17 protein-coding genes are annotated in these 18,303 nt (G+C 62.0%); 7 read left to right on the forward strand and 10 right to left on the reverse strand.

What is annotated here, in order from left to right; translation table 11 throughout:
• Positions 1 to 57 precede the first annotated feature (57 nt).
• Positions 58 to 528 carry a BON domain-containing protein gene (locus HKD27_RS01395; protein ID WP_194688177.1) on the reverse strand — a complete coding sequence of 157 codons (471 nt, stop codon included), beginning with the start codon at positions 526 to 528 and terminating at the stop codon, positions 58 to 60.
• Between the two features lie 364 nt (positions 529 to 892).
• On the opposite strand from HKD27_RS01395, the gene rpsD reads away from it, so the two are divergent.
• The 3 genes from rpsD to HKD27_RS01410 all read left to right on the forward strand — a co-directional run bounded on the left by rpsD (position 893) and on the right by HKD27_RS01410 (position 3,826).
• Positions 893 to 1,510, forward strand: a complete 618-nt coding sequence (gene rpsD, locus HKD27_RS01400; protein ID WP_011253300.1) for a 30S ribosomal protein S4 — start codon at positions 893 to 895, stop codon at positions 1,508 to 1,510.
• Positions 1,511 to 1,672: 162 nt separating this feature from the next.
• Complete coding sequence (locus tag HKD27_RS01405; RefSeq protein WP_228120253.1) at positions 1,673 to 2,077, forward strand: hypothetical protein; 405 nt, start codon at positions 1,673 to 1,675, stop codon at positions 2,075 to 2,077.
• A 201-nt stretch (positions 2,078 to 2,278) separates the two neighbouring features.
• Entirely contained in the window at positions 2,279 to 3,826 is a 1,548-nt protein-coding gene (locus tag HKD27_RS01410; protein ID WP_194688176.1) for a peptide chain release factor 3, read from the forward strand.
• A gap of 40 nt (positions 3,827 to 3,866) precedes the next feature.
• Here the strand turns inward: HKD27_RS01410 and mtnK are convergent, their stop codons facing one another.
• From mtnK to aroB, 8 genes are all read right to left on the reverse strand, one after another.
• Complete coding sequence (gene mtnK, locus HKD27_RS01415; RefSeq protein ID WP_194688175.1) at positions 3,867 to 5,054, reverse strand: S-methyl-5-thioribose kinase; 1,188 nt, start codon at positions 5,052 to 5,054, stop codon at positions 3,867 to 3,869.
• Complete coding sequence (locus tag HKD27_RS01420) at positions 5,051 to 5,749, reverse strand: hypothetical protein (RefSeq protein WP_194688174.1); 699 nt, start codon at positions 5,747 to 5,749, stop codon at positions 5,051 to 5,053. The genes mtnK and HKD27_RS01420 overlap by 4 nt, the downstream gene beginning before the upstream one ends.
• 72 nt (positions 5,750 to 5,821) lie before the next feature.
• Positions 5,822 to 6,664: an endonuclease/exonuclease/phosphatase family protein gene (locus HKD27_RS01425; protein WP_194688173.1), complete on the reverse strand. Its 843-nt coding sequence runs from the start codon at positions 6,662 to 6,664 to the stop codon at positions 5,822 to 5,824.
• Between the two features lie 17 nt (positions 6,665 to 6,681).
• A complete protein-coding gene (locus HKD27_RS01430; protein WP_194688368.1) occupies positions 6,682 to 7,365 on the reverse strand; it encodes a carbonic anhydrase in 684 nt (227 codons plus the stop codon).
• A gap of 117 nt (positions 7,366 to 7,482) precedes the next feature.
• Entirely contained in the window at positions 7,483 to 10,122 is a 2,640-nt protein-coding gene (alaS, locus tag HKD27_RS01435) for an alanine--tRNA ligase (RefSeq protein ID WP_194688172.1), read from the reverse strand.
• 83 nt (positions 10,123 to 10,205) lie between these two features.
• On the reverse strand, positions 10,206 to 10,718 hold the full coding sequence (locus HKD27_RS01440) for a GtrA family protein (protein ID WP_194688171.1): 513 nt from the start codon (positions 10,716 to 10,718) through the stop codon (positions 10,206 to 10,208).
• Between the two features lie 168 nt (positions 10,719 to 10,886).
• Positions 10,887 to 12,026, reverse strand: a complete 1,140-nt coding sequence (locus HKD27_RS01445; protein WP_041112059.1) for an OmpA family protein — start codon at positions 12,024 to 12,026, stop codon at positions 10,887 to 10,889.
• Between the two features lie 316 nt (positions 12,027 to 12,342).
• Positions 12,343 to 14,034 (reverse strand): 3-dehydroquinate synthase, encoded by a 1,692-nt coding sequence (gene aroB, locus HKD27_RS01450; RefSeq protein ID WP_194688170.1) that lies wholly within the window; start codon positions 14,032 to 14,034, stop codon positions 12,343 to 12,345.
• A gap of 60 nt (positions 14,035 to 14,094) precedes the next feature.
• On the opposite strand from aroB, the gene HKD27_RS01455 reads away from it, so the two are divergent.
• From HKD27_RS01455 to HKD27_RS01465, 3 genes are all read left to right on the forward strand, one after another.
• Positions 14,095 to 14,508 (forward strand): hypothetical protein, encoded by a 414-nt coding sequence (locus HKD27_RS01455; RefSeq protein WP_062456347.1) that lies wholly within the window; start codon positions 14,095 to 14,097, stop codon positions 14,506 to 14,508.
• Positions 14,509 to 14,518: 10 nt separating this feature from the next.
• Positions 14,519 to 15,454 (forward strand): tyrosine recombinase, encoded by a 936-nt coding sequence (locus HKD27_RS01460; RefSeq protein WP_194688169.1) that lies wholly within the window; start codon positions 14,519 to 14,521, stop codon positions 15,452 to 15,454.
• Positions 15,455 to 15,517: 63 nt separating this feature from the next.
• Positions 15,518 to 16,492 (forward strand): acetyl-CoA carboxylase carboxyltransferase subunit alpha, encoded by a 975-nt coding sequence (locus tag HKD27_RS01465; protein ID WP_194688168.1) that lies wholly within the window; start codon positions 15,518 to 15,520, stop codon positions 16,490 to 16,492.
• Between the two features lie 46 nt (positions 16,493 to 16,538).
• Here HKD27_RS01465 and HKD27_RS01470 read toward each other — a convergent pair whose 3' ends face one another.
• A complete protein-coding gene (locus tag HKD27_RS01470) occupies positions 16,539 to 17,309 on the reverse strand; it encodes a molybdopterin-binding protein (protein ID WP_194688167.1) in 771 nt (256 codons plus the stop codon).
• Between the two features lie 99 nt (positions 17,310 to 17,408).
• On the opposite strand from HKD27_RS01470, the gene HKD27_RS01475 reads away from it, so the two are divergent.
• Positions 17,409 to 18,302 (forward strand): SMP-30/gluconolactonase/LRE family protein, encoded by an 894-nt coding sequence (locus tag HKD27_RS01475; RefSeq protein ID WP_194688166.1) that lies wholly within the window; start codon positions 17,409 to 17,411, stop codon positions 18,300 to 18,302.
• The last annotated feature ends 1 nt before the right edge of the window (position 18,303 follow it).

Genomic DNA, 18,303 nt, shown 5'->3' on the forward strand with positions numbered 1-18,303 from the left:
GCCGGATAATGAAAAGCGGTAACGGCTCCCTGAGAGGGAGGAGCCGTTACGGACGGATCAGTTCTCGGTTGGCAGACGGATGGTCTGACCCGGATAAATGTCATCCTTGGATGTGACAAGCGGTTGATTTGCATCAAGGAGCTCATCACCCGTGACATCCTGCGGCAGCTTCTCGGCCACCTCGTCCAGAGTCTTGCTGGTCTTGATCTCCAGGAACTCCGGATCGGGCGTGCCGGGCGGCACGGCAATTTCGGCCTCGACGGCGGAGACGCCCGCGACGTTGCCCGCCGCCAGGATCATCTGGTCACGTTCCTTGGCGCTGTCTGCCTTGCCCCGCAGATAGATCGTGCGGTCATCGATCACCAGATGGGACATGTGCATCTGGGCGAGGCCAAATCTCTTGAAAGCACGCTTGATGACGCTTTCCCCGGGCTTGGGGGGCAGGGGCGCATCAAGGGACTGGACCAGTCCTTCGAGGGAGCCTTCGCCGATACGGCCGGCCTTGGGATTGAAGCGATAGATTTTCATGCAAAAACTCGAAAAAGCGTGTTGCTCCCCCCTGGATGGCTTTTTCAAAAGCACAGGGGGAGTTCCGGAGCGATAGCGCAACCGGACACAGGGTGGTTGCGCAATTTCCGAGCCCCCACTGCAAGAAAATGACAGGGCTTGCAAGCAGGTTTTGATTGACCCGCCCCGGGGACTCCTGTAGGCGCGACGGCACAGCCGGAAACGTGGACGTACCGGCCGGACCATCAGTGCGGGATTCTGCATCCCGTCGGCCCGGCATCTGGGTGCGCGCCCGTCCTTTCCAATCCGGGGAAGGGCCTACCGGCACAACAAAACGGACCGCCGTGCAGCATGGGGCGGTTCTGATGAGTACAGGGGTCAACCCATGTCAAAGCGTCTTGAGAGCAAGTACAAGATCAATCGCCGCCTCGGCGTCAACCTGTGGGGCCGTGCCAAGTCCCCGGTCAACCGTCGCGAATACGGCCCCGGCCAGCACGGTCAGCGCCGCAAGCAGAAGCCGTCCGACTTCTCCATCCAGCTGATGGCCAAGCAGAAGCTCAAGGGCTACTACGGCAACATCAGCGAGAAGCAGTTCCGCAAGTATTACGACGAAGCCGTCCGTCGCAAGGGCGATACGTCCGAGAACCTGATCGGTCTGCTCGAGCGTCGTCTGGACGCCGTCGTGTACCGTCTGAAGTTCGCGATCACGCCGTTCGCTTCGCGTCAGTTCATCAGCCACGGCCACGTCACGGTCAACGGCAAGAAGGTGAACATTCCGTCCTACCTCGTGAAGGAAGGCGACGTCATCGAGGTTCGTGACTCCTCCAAGCAGCTCGCCATCGTGCTCGACGCTGTGCAGACGGGTGAGCGCGACACGCCGGAATACGTCGAAGTCGATCACCGCCAGATGAAGGGCACGTTCCTTCGTACCCCGGTTCTCTCCGACGTGCCGTACCCGGTGCAGATGGAACCGAACCTGGTCGTCGAGTTCTACTCCCGCTAATCCGATCCCGGGCCTATTGGCCCGGATCAGAAAGCGACCGGAAAGCGCCGGGCGGGTCTCCCGTCCGGCGTTTTTTCGTTTTGTGGATGCCAAGCGTCTTTCATGTTGCGCCGAGCCTCTGCTGATCGTTACCATAATGTGAGATTAGCGAAGGATCCGGGGATGCGTCCTCTCATGGCTGCGGGACTGTGCGCAATGCTTCCGATGCTCCTCTGCCCGCCGGTCCTGTCCAGGGGGATCAACACCTTCGTTCCGCCAGCGCGTATTCCGGCTGATCTTCCGCCTGCTTATACTGTGACCTCTGCACAGATATCGGGGAGCCCCGGACATTATGTGGATGCCCCGCAGGCACGGATCATGGCGCCGCCTCCAATGCGCCTTACGCGTGCAGGAAAAGTCTGGCAGATCCTGCGCAGTGTTTTGCCCGGCGGGAAAGGGGAGGCACCAGATACCGGCAGCCTGCATGATCCCGTCTCAGGGAGTGCCATTGAAAAATTTGGTGAGGCCTATGCCACATCAGGTCCTATGGGAACCGGGGTCGCACCTCATGGGAACACCGTGGATTAGACGGCTTTGTCGTCAAACCGGCATTTTCCGGACGAGTAGCCCTCCCATCCCTTGACGGGGCAGGGGTCCTTCTGCACATTGCCGCCTCCCGATGGAATAGACTTCGATCAGGGTTGTCCTCTGCTTCTGCTGCCAGGTGATCTGCCTGTCTGGGCACCATGAAGGTTCCAGTCCCGGGTTTTTCTTTTTACCGGAGGCACCATGTCAGAGGCGTTGAGCGCAGAAATTAACCGCGAGATCGCCCGGCGGCGCACCTTTGCCATCATCTCCCATCCGGATGCCGGTAAGACGACCCTGACCGAGCGTATCCTGCGTGCCGGTGGTGCCATCCAGATGGCGGGCAATGTACGCGCCAAGGGCGAGCGCCGCCGCACCAAGTCCGACTGGATGGGCATTGAGCGCGATCGCGGTATTTCCGTCGTGACCTCGGTCATGACCTTCGAATATGGCGACTGCGTCTTCAACCTGCTCGATACGCCGGGCCATGAAGACTTCTCCGAAGACACCTACCGCACCCTGACGGCCGTGGACTGTGCGGTCATGGTTATCGACGCCGCCAAGGGCATCGAGGACCGGACCCGCAAGCTGTTCGAGATATGCCGTCTGCGCGACATCCCCATCGTCACCTTCATCAACAAGATGGACCGCGAGGCGCAGGACTGTTTCGCTCTGCTCGACGAGATCGCCAGTACGCTGGCCCTCGATACGTCCCCGGCAACCTGGCCGATCGGGCGTGCCGCAAAGTTCATCGGCACCTACGACCTGCGCACGAAGGAAGTGCACACCAAGGAGCCGGTCGGCGAGGACGATCCCCGCATCATCCAGATGCGCGAGGAAGTCGAACTGGCCGAAGCCGCCCTGCCGGAATTCGATCGTGAATCCTTCGATGCAGGCCATCTGTCTCCGGTGTTCTTCGGCTCGGCCATGAAGGAAATCGGCGTTACGGATCTGCTCGATGCGCTCGTCGCCTATGGCCCGGCTCCGCGTGCCCAGCAGACCGAGACCCGGGAAGTGAAGGCGAGCGAGGATCAGGTCACGGCTCTGGTTTTCAAGATCCAGGCCAACATGGACCCCAATCACCGCGACCGCATGGCGTTCGCCCGTGTCTGCTCCGGCCGTTTGACACGTGGGATGCGTCTCAAGCATGTCCGCACTGGCAAACAGTTTGCCCTGCACACGCCGCAGTTCTTCTTCGCCCGTGACCGCCAGCTTGCCGAAGAAGCATTTGGTGGCGACGTCGTGGGTATTCCGAACCACGGCACATTGCGGATCGGCGATACGCTGAGCGAGAGCGAAGACCTACGTTTCACTGGTGTGCCGCACTTCGCGCCTGAAATTCTGCGTCGTGTCCGTCTCGATGATGCGATGAAAGCCAAGAAGCTGCGTCAGGCTCTGGTCGAGCTTGCGGAAGAGGGCGTCGTCCAGCTTTTCCGTCCGCAGGATGGTCTGTCGCCGATCGTGGGCGTGGTCGGAACGCTTCAGCTCGACGTGCTCCAGTCCCGGCTTCAGGGCGAGTACGGCGTGTCTATCGGCTTCGAGAGCACGCCCTATTCTCTGGCCCGCTGGATCACCGGTGACCGCGCCAAGATCGAGGCGTTTCAGGATCTGAACCGATCCGCCATGGCCGACGATCTCGACGGAGATCCGGTTTTCCTCGCGACATCATCCTTCATGATGCGCCGGACCATCGAGATGAACCCCGATCTGGAGTTCCACGATATCAAGCAGATCGGCATGGCCTCGGTCTGAAACGGAAAAAACCCCGCTCTGTAAGGAACGGGGTTTTTTCTTACAGTCCCATCAGGGAAAGAACGCTGTCGAAGGATCGGAGCGATGCGCCCTCAACAATCAGCGTCCGGCCGATCTGAAGCGCCTTCTGCCGTGCGAGCAGACGCTCCTGTTCCGTCGTGCAGAGATCATAATCCGCCACCTGAGCAAACCCGACGGTCCGGCGGATCATTTCCAGCCCGCAGAACCCGGCCGTGTCGCGCAGGATTTCGCTCAGGAAGGTTTCGATGAGGGCTGGTCGGGTATCGGGGCCGGACAGGGCCCACATATCTCCGCACCCTGCCCGAAGGCCGGTTCGCAGTTCTTCGGAAAACTTCTGCCAGAAGGCCAGCATCTCTGTTCGGAGAGCAGAGCTCTTGTGCGGCGCCGCGCAGAGATGCAGCGCCAGATTGCCCAGATAGAGGCCGCAGTCAAAGCCAATGGGACCCATCGTTGCGAACTCACCGTCAATGACCCGTACATCCGTGCCATCCAGCATGATGGAGCCTGTATGCAGGTCCCCGTGCAACAGGGCCTGCCGGGCTGTCAGGAAGCGGTCCTGAAGCCGTCCGACGGCCTGATGCAGAATCTGATCAGTCTGAAGTGCCTTCACATCCGTCCGCAGACCTTCTTCCGGCTCTGGATTGCGGTCGCAGACACGATACGGGTCCGTCAGGATCAGATCGACCGTGATGCGGGTAAGGGCGGTATTGCCGGAAAACTGTTCCAACAGATGCGCGCCGGTCTCAAAGGGTTGACTGACCCAGCCTGTCGCCTGGACGGTGCGGGCGACATACGACCCGATCACGCCAGAAAACCCCGGCGTGGCCTGATCGGCGATCAGGGCCGAACGCAACACTTCATGCTCGGTCAGGCATTCCATGACGAGCAGGTACAGGTCCGGATCATAAGCGAAAAGCTCGGGCATCAGCCCCGTAACGGCAGGGGCGACGGCCTGCATGTAGCGCGATTCATACAGGGCTCGTTCCAGAGGCATCGGCCAGTCCGGCGCCACGCGCACATGGGGGAGTGCCTGCTTGCAGCACAATGCTCCCGCCGAACCATTCACCAGAAACACCGTATTGAGATTGCCGTCACTGACTTCGCGAATGTCCCAGTCGGCAGCCGCGCCGCCCAGACGCCCTGAGAGATCATGCCGTTGGGCCAGCCAGTCCCGCAGGGCCGGGGCATCGAGAATACGGTAGGTCATCGGGTTTGCTCCAGCATGGCAGACAGGGTGGGGACGAGCCGTCCGGGCAGTTCCGTATCAGGCTGAACCAGTTTCAGGGCCTGATATTCCGCATTGCCAAGACGACGGCAACGTTCCTTCAGGGCTTCAAAATCCAGTGTGGTGGTAAGATCAATTCCGATATCCACGATATGCGTCCGGGGATGTTCGCAGGCCAGAAGACAGCCCCCGACCTGACAGTCGGCTTCCGTCAGACCCAGTTCCTCGTGACATTCCGCCCGAAGCTGGACCGCCAGATCGATCTCCGCCTCGCCCTCGCGGCTTTCCACATTACCCGCCGGAGCGCCCTGCCAGTAGCCGGGAAGATAGATGGAGTGTTCCGACCGCTGACCGATCACGAGCCCCTCGAGAGTCCGCAGCAGCCCCACAACCGCCAGCGGGCGTAGCATTTGCGGGCCATAAAGATCCGGCTCGCGCATCTGGGCGAGAACCCGGCGGTATTCGGACCAGTGACCGCTGATGACGTCAGGCCCGATTACATCCGCACAGAAAACGCGGCCGTTATACAGGCTGGGATGCTTCGCAAGTGCGGCATTCCAGTGCGACGCCACGCGGGCTTCGATTTCCGGAGAGAGCACCGGCATGGAACGTCCGACCTGCACGATGACGTCGGGTTCCAGAGGCGTCACAGGCCATTCTGACGGGGAAGGGGACATCTGACGCTCCGGACGAGACAGCGAAAAAGGGCCTCTTTCATGGACCGGAATATCCGCCCCCGCAACGTGCCGTCAGGGCATTTCAAGCCGTACTGAAACCGGGCAGTGATCTGAAAGGCCGGCAGGCACCGTATCGTTCCTGTAGGTCATGATCCGCAGGCTGTCGGGCACGAGCCAGTTCCGCGCGGCATTACCCAGCAGGATGTGATCGATGAAATATTCCCCGCCCCAGCAGGGACTGGCCTTGCCTGCCGTTGTGAGCGTAACGGGCGTTTCGTCCTCAATCTGCTGCATCAGCGGATCATGTAGAGTCAGACGGCGGTTGAAGTCACCCAGAACCGCATAGGCCTCGCCCTCATCCTGCCGTTCCAGCATCCAGTCCTGCATGATGCGGACCTGCTGGTACAGGGTCGGGCAGGAGTGCTGGCGCTGGTTCAGCGGCTGGTCCCAGCATCCGGTCTTGAGATGGACTACCAGAAGACGCAGGTTCGCCTGACCGTCGCTGATGGTCACATCCAGCCCCCCCCGCAACTGGTGCGGTGCGTCCGGGCCTGCGACGTTCAGGGCTGAGAGTTCATCATTGACCGTCACGTGCAGATCGCGACGTACGGCCACGCCCACCCGCTGGACCACAGGGTCGGGCGTCAGGATGATCTGATAGGTTGTGGAACTGAAGACACGGGATGCGGCGAGGGGGCCGTCCGTTTCTTCGAAAGCCACGACATCCGAGTCCAGATGTCGGGCATAAGCCGCGAGTTTTGCGAAATCGCGGTGCTCGCCCCCTGGAACATCTTCCGGCAGGGCCGGATCTCCGGACGGGCGCAGCGTCAGCCAGTCCATGTTCCAGGTCGAGAGTTTGAGGGTATGGGCCGAAACGGGCTCCATGCTGCCGGCCAGAAAAAGACCGGCCAGCATGGAAGCCGCAGCCTGCTTCAGGCTGCCTGTCCTTCGGTCGCGCGGATTTCCTCAAGCACGTTCTCAACGGTGCGCGTCTTGCGCGTGCCCTCGTCGAGAATGAGGATTTCGCCCTTCGGGATGTCGTAGAACCAGCCCTGAAGCTTCAGCGCACCCTGTGCCAGCGCCCGGACGACCGTGGGATGCGTGCGCAGATGCACGAGCTGGAGCAGCACGTTGTATTCGGCAAGCGAACGGATGTCTTCCGGCCCGGCATCCTCGGCCTTCAGATCGCCCAGAGCCGCGCGTGCGGCTTCGCCATGGCGCATCCAGCTCTTGACCGTCGGCAGACTGTCCAGCTTCGGCGAGTTCAGATCCATCAGCGCGCCCATGGCGCCGCAGTTGGAGTGACCGCAGATGATGACGTTCTTCACCTTGAGCGCGCCAACCGCGTATTCAATGGCAGACGACACCCCACCCAGCATCTCGCCATAGGCCGGCACGATATTGCCGACATTGCGCACGATGAAGAGTTCGCCAGGCTCCGTCTGGGTAATGAGACTGGGGCTGATCCGGCTGTCGGCGCAGGTAATGAACAGGGTGGACGGAGACTGGCTGGAAGCCAGGCTCTCGAACAGTGCCGCATTTTCCGGATAGACGTCCGTTTCGAATTTCCGGACGCCGCCCAGCAGTTTCGCCAGAGTATCACGACCACAGGCCATGGTGTTCTCCTTCATCTTGAACTACCGGGCAGTTAGAAGGCTTTGTCAGGGCAGGTAAAGCATGATTCCGGTCAACCCATGCTTTGTAACCGCCCTGACATACCATGACGTGTTTTCTTATGCAGATTCCAGTGTCTTGCGCAGCATTGCAAACACCGTTGCCGAGTCCGCATCCGGACCGCCGGCCTGTGCCATGTCGGGGCGGCCACCGCCGCCCTTGCCACCCATCAGCGCCGAAGCCTCGCGCACCAGCTTGACTGCATCCAGGCGGTCCGTCAGGTCCTTGGTCACGGCGATCACAATGCTGCCACGGCCATCGGCACTGGACATCAACGCCACGACACCCGAACCGATCTGCTTGGAGATGCTTTCTGCAAGGCCCTTGAGTTCCTTGGGACTGACATCGCCCAGATCACGTGCCGAAAGCGTGATGCCGTTGATGCTTTCCGTGGCACTCGTGCCTTCGCCGGTCGCGAGCTTGCGCTGAAGATCGGAGACCTGTGCCGTCAGGGACTTGCGCTCTTCCAGAAGAGCCGCCACGCGGGAGGCGGCATCGGCAACCGGAACCTTGAGCAGGTCCGCAATCTGCTTCAGACGGCTCTCGGTCTCCAGCGCCAGTGCTTCAGCGGCGAGACCACAGACGGCCTCGATCCGGCGCACGCCAGCCGAGACGCCGCTTTCCGAGACGATCCGGAACGGCCCGATCTCACCGACGCGTCCCACATGCGTGCCACCACAAAGCTCGATGGAATAGGCCGGACGGTCGTCGTCGCCCTTGCCCATCGAGACCACGCGGACTTCATCGCCGTACTTCTCGCCGAACAGCGCCATGGCGCCTTCCGCCACGGCTTCTTCCTGCGTCATCAGGCGCGTCTCGACCGGGGCATTTTCCCGGATGCGGGCATTGACCTCGGCTTCGACCGCCGCAAGCTCCTCATCCGTCAGCGGACGCGGCTGACTGATATCGAAGCGCAGACGCTCCGGCGCATTCAGGCTGCCCTTCTGCGTGACATGCGTGCCGATCTGCCGACGCAGGGCCTCGTGCAGAAGATGGGTTGCGGAGTGATGGCCACGAACCGCCGTGCGACGTGCATGGTCGATTTCGGCATGAACCGCCATGCCCGGCTTCAGCGTCCCTTCGACGACCTTGCCGTAATGCACGATCAGGTCGCCGTTGCGCTTCTGCGTATCGGTGATCTCGACGCGTACGCCCGGAGCCGTCAGCGTTCCATGATCGCCGACCTGACCGCCGCTTTCGCCATAGAACGGCGTCTGGTTCAGTAGGATCGCGACCGTATCGTCACCCGCAGGAGCCTCGGCCAGTTCGTCATTGCCACGGAAAATGCCCTGGACTTCCGCATCGGCCTTTTCAGACACATAACCGAGGAACTCGCTCGGACCGTGCTTGTCGCGTGCGTCGAACCACACCGTTTCAGCCGCGGCATCTCCCGAGCCGACCCAGGCCGCACGCGCACGCTTGCGCTGCTCGGCCATGGCGGTCTCGAAACCGGCCTCATCAACCGTACGACCCTTTTCACGCAGCGCATCCTGCGTCAGATCCAGCGGGAAACCGAACGTGTCATAGAGCTTGAAGGCCACGTCACCCGGAAGAGCGTCCTTGTCGCCCAGACGGTCCAGCTCGTCCGACAGCAGCGTGAGGCCACGTTCTAGCAGCGCAGTGAAGCGTTCTTCCTCACCCTTCATCGTCTGTGCAATCAGCGCCTGATGCTGGACGAGTTCCGGATAGGCTGCGCCCATCTGCTGGATCAGCGCCGGAAGCAGGCGATAGAACACCGGCTCTTTCGCGCCCATGATATGCAGATGGCGCATGGCGCGACGCATGATGCGACGCAGCACATAGCCGCGACCTTCCTTGGACGGCAGTACGCCATCGGCAATCAGAAATGCAGTGGAGCGCAGATGATCGGCCACAACGCGATGGCTGGCTTTGAACAGGCCATCGGCGTCCTGGTGCATGATTTCAGCCGAAGCTTCGATCAGCGCGCGCATCGTGTCAGTGTCGTAGTTGTCGCGCTTGCCCTGCATGATCGCGGCAAAACGCTCCAGGCCCATGCCGGTGTCGATCGACGGGCGGGGCAGGGCATCGCGCGACCCATCCGGCTGGTCGAGGAACTGCATGAACACGAGGTTCCAGATCTCGACGAAGCGGTCGCCGTCCTCATCCGCGCTGCCCGGAGGGCCACCGAATACGCTGTCGCCATGATCGTAGAAGATCTCGGAACATGGACCGCACGGGCCCGTATCACCCATGCGCCAGAAATTATCGGAGGTGCCGATGCGGATGATGCGGTCGTCGGACAGGCCGGCGATCTTCTTCCACAGGTCCGCCGCGTCCTCGTCTTCCGCATAGACGGTAGCGAGCAGCTTGTCTTTCGGGAGGCCGAAATCGCGCGTCAGCAGCGTCCAGGCGAATTCGATGGCTTCCGGTTTGAAGTAATCCCCGAAGCTGAAATTGCCCATCATCTCGAAGAACGTATGGTGGCGCGCCGTGTACCCGACATTGTCGAGATCGTTGTGCTTGCCACCCGCACGCACGACCTTCTGTGCCGTGGTGGCACGGGAGTAGGGGCGTGTTTCCTGGCCGGTGAAGACGTTCTTGAACGGCACCATGCCAGCATTGGTGAACAGCAGTGTCGGGTCGTTCTGCGGCACCAGGGATGCCGAAGGAACGATGCGGTGGCCCTGCGAACCAAAGTATTCGAGAAAGGCCGATCTGATATCGTTGGTGCTGGTCATGATGAGGGAGCGTCAGTTCCGGGAAGACAGGGAAATAATCTGCCTGTCCTTAGACTATTGTGGCCGCCTTGGAAATGCAGCCCTCAGTCATTGCGGCCATGCGGTCCGGTGCTGTCGTCGGGAAGACCGGACAGGCTGGAGGTGGCGTCCGGTATTGTGCCATCAGCCTGCGCCCGGAAGACGAGGCGTCGCGAAAGATTGAAATTGGCGATCATGCCGCACAAAGCACCTGCGGCAAGTGCAATCACCGGATGACGAACGGTCAACGGAACCGTTGCGTACAGCAGGAAGACCATGCCGCGGTTGAGGAGAAATCCGAACGAATTGGCCAGCAGGAATCGCAGCCACTGCAGGACCATGTGCTGGTTTGAGGCTGCCGAGAGGCGGAAAGTCCAGAACCGGTTGAGAAACCAGTTTTCGGTCGCCGCCACGAAATAGGCGATCAGGGTGGCCGCGGTCAGTCCCAGAGGTGCCCGGAGCAGTGACACCGTTCCCCAGTCCACCAGAAACCCGAGACCGCCCACCGCCCCGAAACGTAGGAACTGATCGATGATTTCCGGCCGGGTGCGCGGATGGAAAATGCGACTGAGTGACAAGGAGCATGTCTCCGGGGTCTCGGGGTGCGCCCGCTCTAGCCTGTAGGGAAAGCCAGCCGCAAGGAGAGTTTCGTTTCCGGCATGGTGGCTACCCAAAGAAAAAGGCGCCCCGAAGGACGCCTTTCTCAAAACCGAAGTCGAAGACCCCGGCGTCAGATCATGTCTGAATTACTTCAGGATGATCTCGACGCGACGGTTCTGCGGCTCGCGGGTGTTCGGGCCGGTCGGAACCAGCGGCTTGGACTCGCCATAGCCGTGGATGTCGATGGCAGCAGCCGGGACACCGTCACGGATCAGCTCAGCCTTCACGCTGGAAGCGCGACGGTTGGACAGACCCAGGTTGTACTTCTCGCCGCGGGGACCCGGGTGAGCAGCAGAGTTATCCGTGTAGCCGTTGACTTCGATGCGCGTCGTCTGGACGTGCGTGGAAGCCTGGGCTGCCTGGGCAACGATCTCACGGGCGCGGCCCGTCAGGTCAGACTTGTCCCAGTCGAAGAACACGAGATACGTGCGGGCCGGGGTCGGAGCCGGCGGAACAACAACCGGAGCCGGCGGCGGCGGCGGCGGAGCCGTGTCGAAGGCATAGCGCAGGCCCAGGATGAACTGGTGCGAGAAGCGCTGGTCGAAGTTCACGTTGCCCTTGTGAACGCCAGAAGCGTTGTAGGCCGTGGAACGATACGGACCGTTGACGAAGTCCTGACCGATGAAGCGGTATTCCGTCGTGACGGCCAGACCCGGAACGTTCGGGATGTCGTAGGCTGCACCGACGATGCCCTGGTACGCGAAGCTGCCCTGCGTGCCGCCCATGCGGTCAACAGCGCCGTTCACGTAGTTGGTCGTGGTCGGGTTGTAGTGCTGCCACAGATAGCCAGCGCCGACACCGACGAACGGCGTGACGGGGACGTTCAGGCCGAAGTTGGCGAGATCGATGTCATACAGCACGTTGACGAGGCCACCATAAGCCTGGTCGGACCCGTGGGTCATGCCGTTAACAGCCGTCGGACGACGGTGGTTGATCTGGGAGTAGTTGTACAGACCCTCGACTTCAACGCGCAGGCCGTTACCGAAGCCCCAGCCGAATGCACCGAAACCGGTGAAGCCGTCGTGGTGGCGGTAGCGGGAGCTCGAAGCAGCGTTGCTGCTCGTGCCGTCAGCCTGCGTCGTCGGCGAGAAGGAGCCGTGCTGCTGCTGAACCAGGTTGTAACCACCGCCGATGTTGACATAGGGGCCGGTGATCGTGCTGGCCATGGCAAGCGACGGTGCGGCGACCATCGACGTCATGGCAAGGAGTGCCGTGCGGAGACGCATGTTTTCGTCCTCTTAGTGACTAACGTTCGAGCCGTTGGAAAATGCTTTCACCAACGGACCCAGCGCGATGCATAAGCGCATATAGAGCGCAGAGTTCCCCGGGACAAAGCCAGTCAGGGTCTTCAGGCTCTACTCGGGGTAGGGGAGTGACATAAAAGCCACAATCCATTTCGCCCGCTTCACGATCTACGCCTCGCGTCTACGTTGCCTTAGCTCATGGTTCCACCAGAAGCCAGAGGCTCGTGCAGAAAGCAGCTATGCAAAAATGGAAGCAAAACAGGCATTTAGCTGCCATGTGACGGAATTTTAACATTCCTCACGGACAGCAGCCTTCGCGGATGAGCAGATTACGCACTGTTTCTGAGGAAATTTCGCGGGTCGTAAAGGCCTTCCCGATCCCGCGGAGCAAAACGAAGGCAACCTTCCCGTCCTGCATTTTCTTGTCCCGAGTCATGTGGCGCAGAAGTATGTCGGCAGAGAACGACTCCCGGAACCAGTCAAAGCTCACCGGCATGTCCAGACTCCGCAGATGACGGTCCAGTCGATGCAGGTCCTCGACGGGCGCGTACCCAAGTTCCACCGACAGGGCCATGGCCAGGTGAATCCCGATCGAGACCCCTTCGCCGTGGAGCAGGCGTCCGTCATATCCCAGTTCCGCTTCCAGGGCGTGTCCGAATGTATGCCCCAGATTGAGCAGCGCCCGGCCGCCGACAGAGGCCTGTTCCTTTTCATCAGCCGCCACGACCGCCGCCTTGAAGGCGCAGGCCTGACGGACGGCTTCCGCCAGGGCAGCGGGATCGCCGTCCAGCACCGCGTGTCCATGCGCTTCGCACCAGGCGAAAAGCTCCGGATCTGCAATGAGCCCGGATTTGACGATCTCGGCGTATCCCGCAACGCGCTGGCGACGGGGCAGGGTCGCCAGAGCGGAACTGTCGGCGAGAACCGCGATGGGCTGATGGAACGCCCCGATCAGGTTCTTGCCCGCTGCGGCATTGATTCCTGTTTTGCCGCCGACGCTGCTGTCTACCTGTGAGAGCAGTGTGGTCGGAATCTGCACGAAGGGCAGTCCGCGCAGGGCCGTAGCCGCGACAAAGCCGGCCAGATCGCCCACGACTCCGCCACCCAGGGCGACAATGGTTGTCTTGCGCTCGATGCCCGTGGACAGAAGCTGGTTCATGACATCGCCGTAGCAGGCGAGGGACTTGCTTTCCTCGCCGCCGGGAACCGAAATCACATCCGCGCGGATGCCGGTGTCCTCGAACGACGCCAGAAGCCGCGGCAGATGCAGTTCAGCCACGGTCGCATCCGTAATGACGACGACACGCTTCTGGGGCAGGTGCGGGGCCAGCCGGGCGCCGGCCCGCGAAATGAGGTCCGGCCCGATCAGCACATCATAACTGTGATGGCTGAGCGAGACATGCACTGTCTCCGGCCTGCGATATTCTTCCAGGACTTCCCGTACGCGCTGCACGCCCTGTTCCACCGTGTCATCTCCACAATCGATAATGATGTCCGCCTCGGCGTAGACGGGGTAACGCAGCCCGACCAGCCGCTCCAGCACCTCATCCGGCCGTCCCTGCGCCAGAAGCGGACGTCCCGCACGTCCGGCAACCCGCTTGACGAGGACGTGCACCGGCGCGCGCAGCCAGACCGAAACCGCATGGCGGCGGACCAGATGGCGCGTCTGGGCATCCATCCAGGCCCCACCGCCCGTGGCGAGGATGCAGGGTGGGCCGTCGAGGAGTCGCTGGATGACGCGGCGTTCGCCGTCCCGGAACGATGCCTCGCCATGGCGGGCGAAGATTTCGGGAATCGAACAGCCGGCCGCTCTTTCGATCTCGATGTCGGCATCCACGAACGGCAGCCCGCAGATCTGGGCTAGGCGCCGTCCGATGGTGGTTTTGCCAGCCCCCATCATTCCAACGAGCACAACCGTGCGTGACGGTATGCCATCGGGCGAGAAAAAGGGTTCCGGCTTGGCTGAAAGGGGGAAAGGCAGGCGTGACATGCCCTGCTACCTATCATAGGAGAAGGAACACGTCCTGCCCTCACTTCGAGACCTTTTTCAATGGCAAATCTTGATCGTTCCCTTTTCCGCCTGCCGATGATCGGCGGGGCTGTTGCCGTCCTTCTTGTTCTGGGCGCCGGCGGAGCGTTTCTGCGTCTGGGCATGACGGCTACTCCGCCGGCCCAGACCATGGTTCACAAGGATCTGTCCGGAGGCGCGTTCGCCGCTTCCGCCACCCCGCAGGCTGCGCTCCCGGCCATGCCGCCCGTGCCGGCAGCCGGACCGATGCCTGCTGCCCAGCCGGCTCCGGCACCTGCCATGGTTCCGGCTTCCGCTCCCGCCGCGGCTGCTCCGGCTGCTCCTGCCGCCGCACCGCTGACGCCTTCCACACCGCTGCCGACGATGCCGGCTCCCAGGGCCGCGCCGGCCCAGCCCATGCCTGCTGCTCCGGTCGCACCGGCTCCCGCGCACTGATCCGTTCCTCATGGCGCGCGACAGTGACGTCCAGGGGGACAGCAGGCATGTCGAGGCTTTTCTGGAGATGCTGGCCGCCGAGCGCGGCGCGGCGCTGAAAACCCGTCAGGCCTACGCCTCGGACCTCGCCGATTTCGCAACGCACTGCGCGCCGCTCTCCCTTTCCGAAGCGCGGGGAGAGGAGGTCCAGTCCTATCTTGCTGAACTCTCCCGTGCGGGACTGGCGGCGCGGACAGCGGCCCGGCGCCTGTCCTGCCTGCGCCAGTTCTATCGCTTCCTGATGCTCGAGTCGGTACGTGAGGACGATCCGACCGAGCGCCAGCAGGCCCCCCGAATAACGTCCTCTCTTCCCAGGCCGCTGGATGAAGACGAAATCCGTCTCCTGCTGGAAACCGGCACGCGCGGCCATGAAAACGAACGCCGGGACATTGTCTCCCGCGCCGCGCTGGAGCTGCTCTACACGACCGGCCTGCGCATTTCCGAACTGCTGGCCCTGCCGGCAACCTGTGTGCATGTCCGAGGACCGATGCTGCTGGTGCGCGGGAAAGGCGGACGCGAACGACTGGTGCCTTTGTCCCAGAGTGCGCGGGAGGCGGCGGATCAACTCGTGCATTTCGATCGTGATCTCGGCAGCCCCTGGCTTTTTCCCGGACGCGATCCGCAGAAACATCTGACTCGGCAGGGATTCGACAAGATCTTGCTCGCCTGCGCCCTGAAAGCCGGGCTCGATCCGGAGCGTGTCAGTCCCCACGTCCTGCGCCATTCGTTCGCCAGCCACCTTCTGGCGCACGGAGCTGATCTGCGGGCGCTCCAGATGCTTCTGGGTCATGCCGATATCGCCACCACGCAGATCTATACGCAGGTCATGTCCGAGCGCCTGCGACAGGCCGTGACGACGCATCATCCGCTGGCACGGAAAGCCGGAGCCCCGGTCGATGCGGACTGAACCGATCATTCCGCTTGTCGCAGGGACTGTTTCCGGACGCGCAGGCGTGCTATCGGGCTGGCCATGCGCCAATTCCTAGATTTCGAGAAGTCGGTCGCCGAACTCGAGACCAAGATCGACGAACTCCGCCAGATGGGCAGCCAGGGCAAGGACTCCGGCACCAGCGGCATCAATATCGATGACGAGATTGCCCGTCTGTCCGAGAAGGCCGACAAGCAGCTCCGCTCGACCTATGCCAAGCTGACGCCGCTGCAGAAAGTGCAGGTGGCCCGTCACGCCCAGCGCCCCAAGGCGCTGGACTACGTGCGTCTGCTGACCACGGACTACACGCCGCTGGCCGGTGACCGCGCCTTCGGTGATGATGACGCCATGATCGGTGGTCTAGCCCGTTTCCGTGGAGAACCGGTCATTGTCGTCGGGACCGAGCGTGGTCACGACACCGAAACGCGCCTGAAGCATAATTTTGGCATGGCCCGCCCCGAAGGTTACCGCAAGGCGCAGCGTCTGGTCGAAATGGCCGGTCGCTTTGGCCTGCCGGTTCTGAGCTTCATCGACACTGCCGGTGCCTGGCCCGGAATCGACGCAGAAGCACGCGGACAGGCCCAGGCCATCGCAAAGTCGATTGATGTCTGCCTCAAGGCACCCGTACCCCTGATCGTAACCGTAATCGGTGAGGGCGGCTCAGGTGGTGCCATTGCCATCGGTGCAGGCGACCGCATTCTGATGCTCGAGCACTCGATCTATTCCGTGATTTCGCCGGAAGCGGCAGCGTCCATCCTGTGGCGCGATCCGAAGCTGGCTCCGGCCGCGGCGGAAGCTCTCAAGCTCACCGCGCAGGATCTTCAGTCCCTCGGCGTGATCGACCGCATCATTCCGGAGCCCCTGGGCGGCGCCCAGCGCGCTCCGGAAGAAGCCGTCAAGGCGGTTGGGAATGCGATTGCCGAAGAGCTTGCATCCCTTCAGGGACTTACCGGCCCGGCACTGATCCAGAAGCGCCGGGACAAGTTCCTCTCCATGACCCGCGCCCCTCTGCACTGAGGGAGCCTTCAAAAGCCGCTGCTTCCCCGCAGCGGCTTTTGTTTTTTCAGGCTGGTTGTTTGTGCGCCGCTTCCCCAGCCAGCGGTTCACGACCATGCGCCATGATCAGATCATGCAGTGCCAGGGCCGCTTTCCCGACCAGATCTCCGTCATAGCCCTTGGCGACCAGCGCCACACCGCTTGCGCCATCCGGCAGGTGGTAGGGATAGGACCCCAGATCGACCGTCGGGAATGTTTTCTGCAGCGTAGCCAGATCGGCGGCGAAATCGCCTTCCTTCAGGCCTGCGGCATGCCAACTGGCGGAAACGAGCGGCGCGCCCTTTTCCAGTTGCGGTACCAGCCACGTGACCATCGATGCAAAGATCGACGGTACGCCGGCCATGACATGGACATTGCCGATGCTGAAGCCGGGTGCCACGGATACCGTGTTGAGGATCGGCGTGGAGCCTTCCGGAAGATAGGCCATGCGCTGGCGGGCCGTGTTGAAACGGTCCGCACCTAGTGCTGCTTCCAGCAGGCGGAAGCTTTCCTCATGCCGGACCAGTGGCGCACCCATGGCCGTTGCGACGCATTCGGCCGTGATGTCGTCATGTGTCGGCCCGATGCCGCCTGACGTGAAAACGATGTCGAATGTCGCGCTGCATTCGCGGACCGTCCGCACGATCCGGTCTTCGATGTCGGGAATGACCCGCACTTCCATGAGCCGGATGCCCTGCGCATTGAGTGCCTGGGCCAGAACCTGCGTATTGGCGTCCTGCGTGCGCCCTGAGAGGATCTCGTTGCCGATGACGAGAAAACAGGCAGTTTTTTGAAGCATCTGTCCGCTCCTGATAGTCTTCGCCACAGAACGTAACGGCTCGCCTCGCGTTGTCGAGGACAAACCCGCTCCGGACTTTCGTTTTCATCAGGAGGAACCATGACCAGCATCCCGCTTCACCAGCCCGAATGCATTCTCGATCTGCGCGCGACGCTGGGGGAGGGGCCTGTCTGGATTGAGGGCGAAAAAAGCCTGTATTTTGTGGATATCCCGGAAGCGAAGATCCATCGCTTCACACCTGCCAGTCGTGCCCATCAGACATGGTCCGCGCCGGACCGTGTGGCGTTTCTGCTTCCTGTCGCGGATGGGACATTTCTGGCCGGGATGCCGGACGGCCTGCGCCGCTTCGACCCGCGCAACGGCGGCCTCTCCGAGCATACGATCGTGGAAGCCGAGAAGCCCCGCAACCGGCTCAATGATGGCTGTGTCGATCCGCAGGGGCGTGTCTGGTTTGGCACCATGGACGATGGTGAGGAGAACCCGTCCGGTTCGATCTATCGCGTCGTTCACGACGGCAAGGGGCTGAACATCACCCATCACGACGAAGGCTATACCGTCTCCAACGGTCCCGCCGTCTCTCCGTGCGGCAAGGTGCTGTATGTCTGCGACAGCCCGGAACAGACGATCTACGCTTTTGACATCAAAGCGGATGGCGATCTCGCAAACGAGCGTGTCTTCGCCCAGCTGGAGCACGGCTATCCCGATGGGATCGTGACCGACAGTGAAGGGACCATCTGGTGTGGTACCTGGGGTGGGGGCCGTGTGGCGCGTTTCAAATCCGATGGTACGGAACTGCCGCCGATTCCCATGCCCGTCACGAATGTCACGAAAGTCGCTTTCGGTGGCGAGGACCTGAAAACGGTTTTCGTGACGACCGCGCGCAAGGGACTGGACGCAGAGACGCTGGCGAAAGAGCCGCAGGCCGGCTCTCTGTTCGCCTTCCGCACGGATGTTGCGGGCGTTCCGCAGCAGGTCTTCCGCCTGAACGGCTGAC

The organism is Gluconobacter sp. R75690 (assembly GCF_015244525.1).
Lineage (GTDB): Bacteria > Pseudomonadota > Alphaproteobacteria > Acetobacterales > Acetobacteraceae > Gluconobacter > Gluconobacter potus.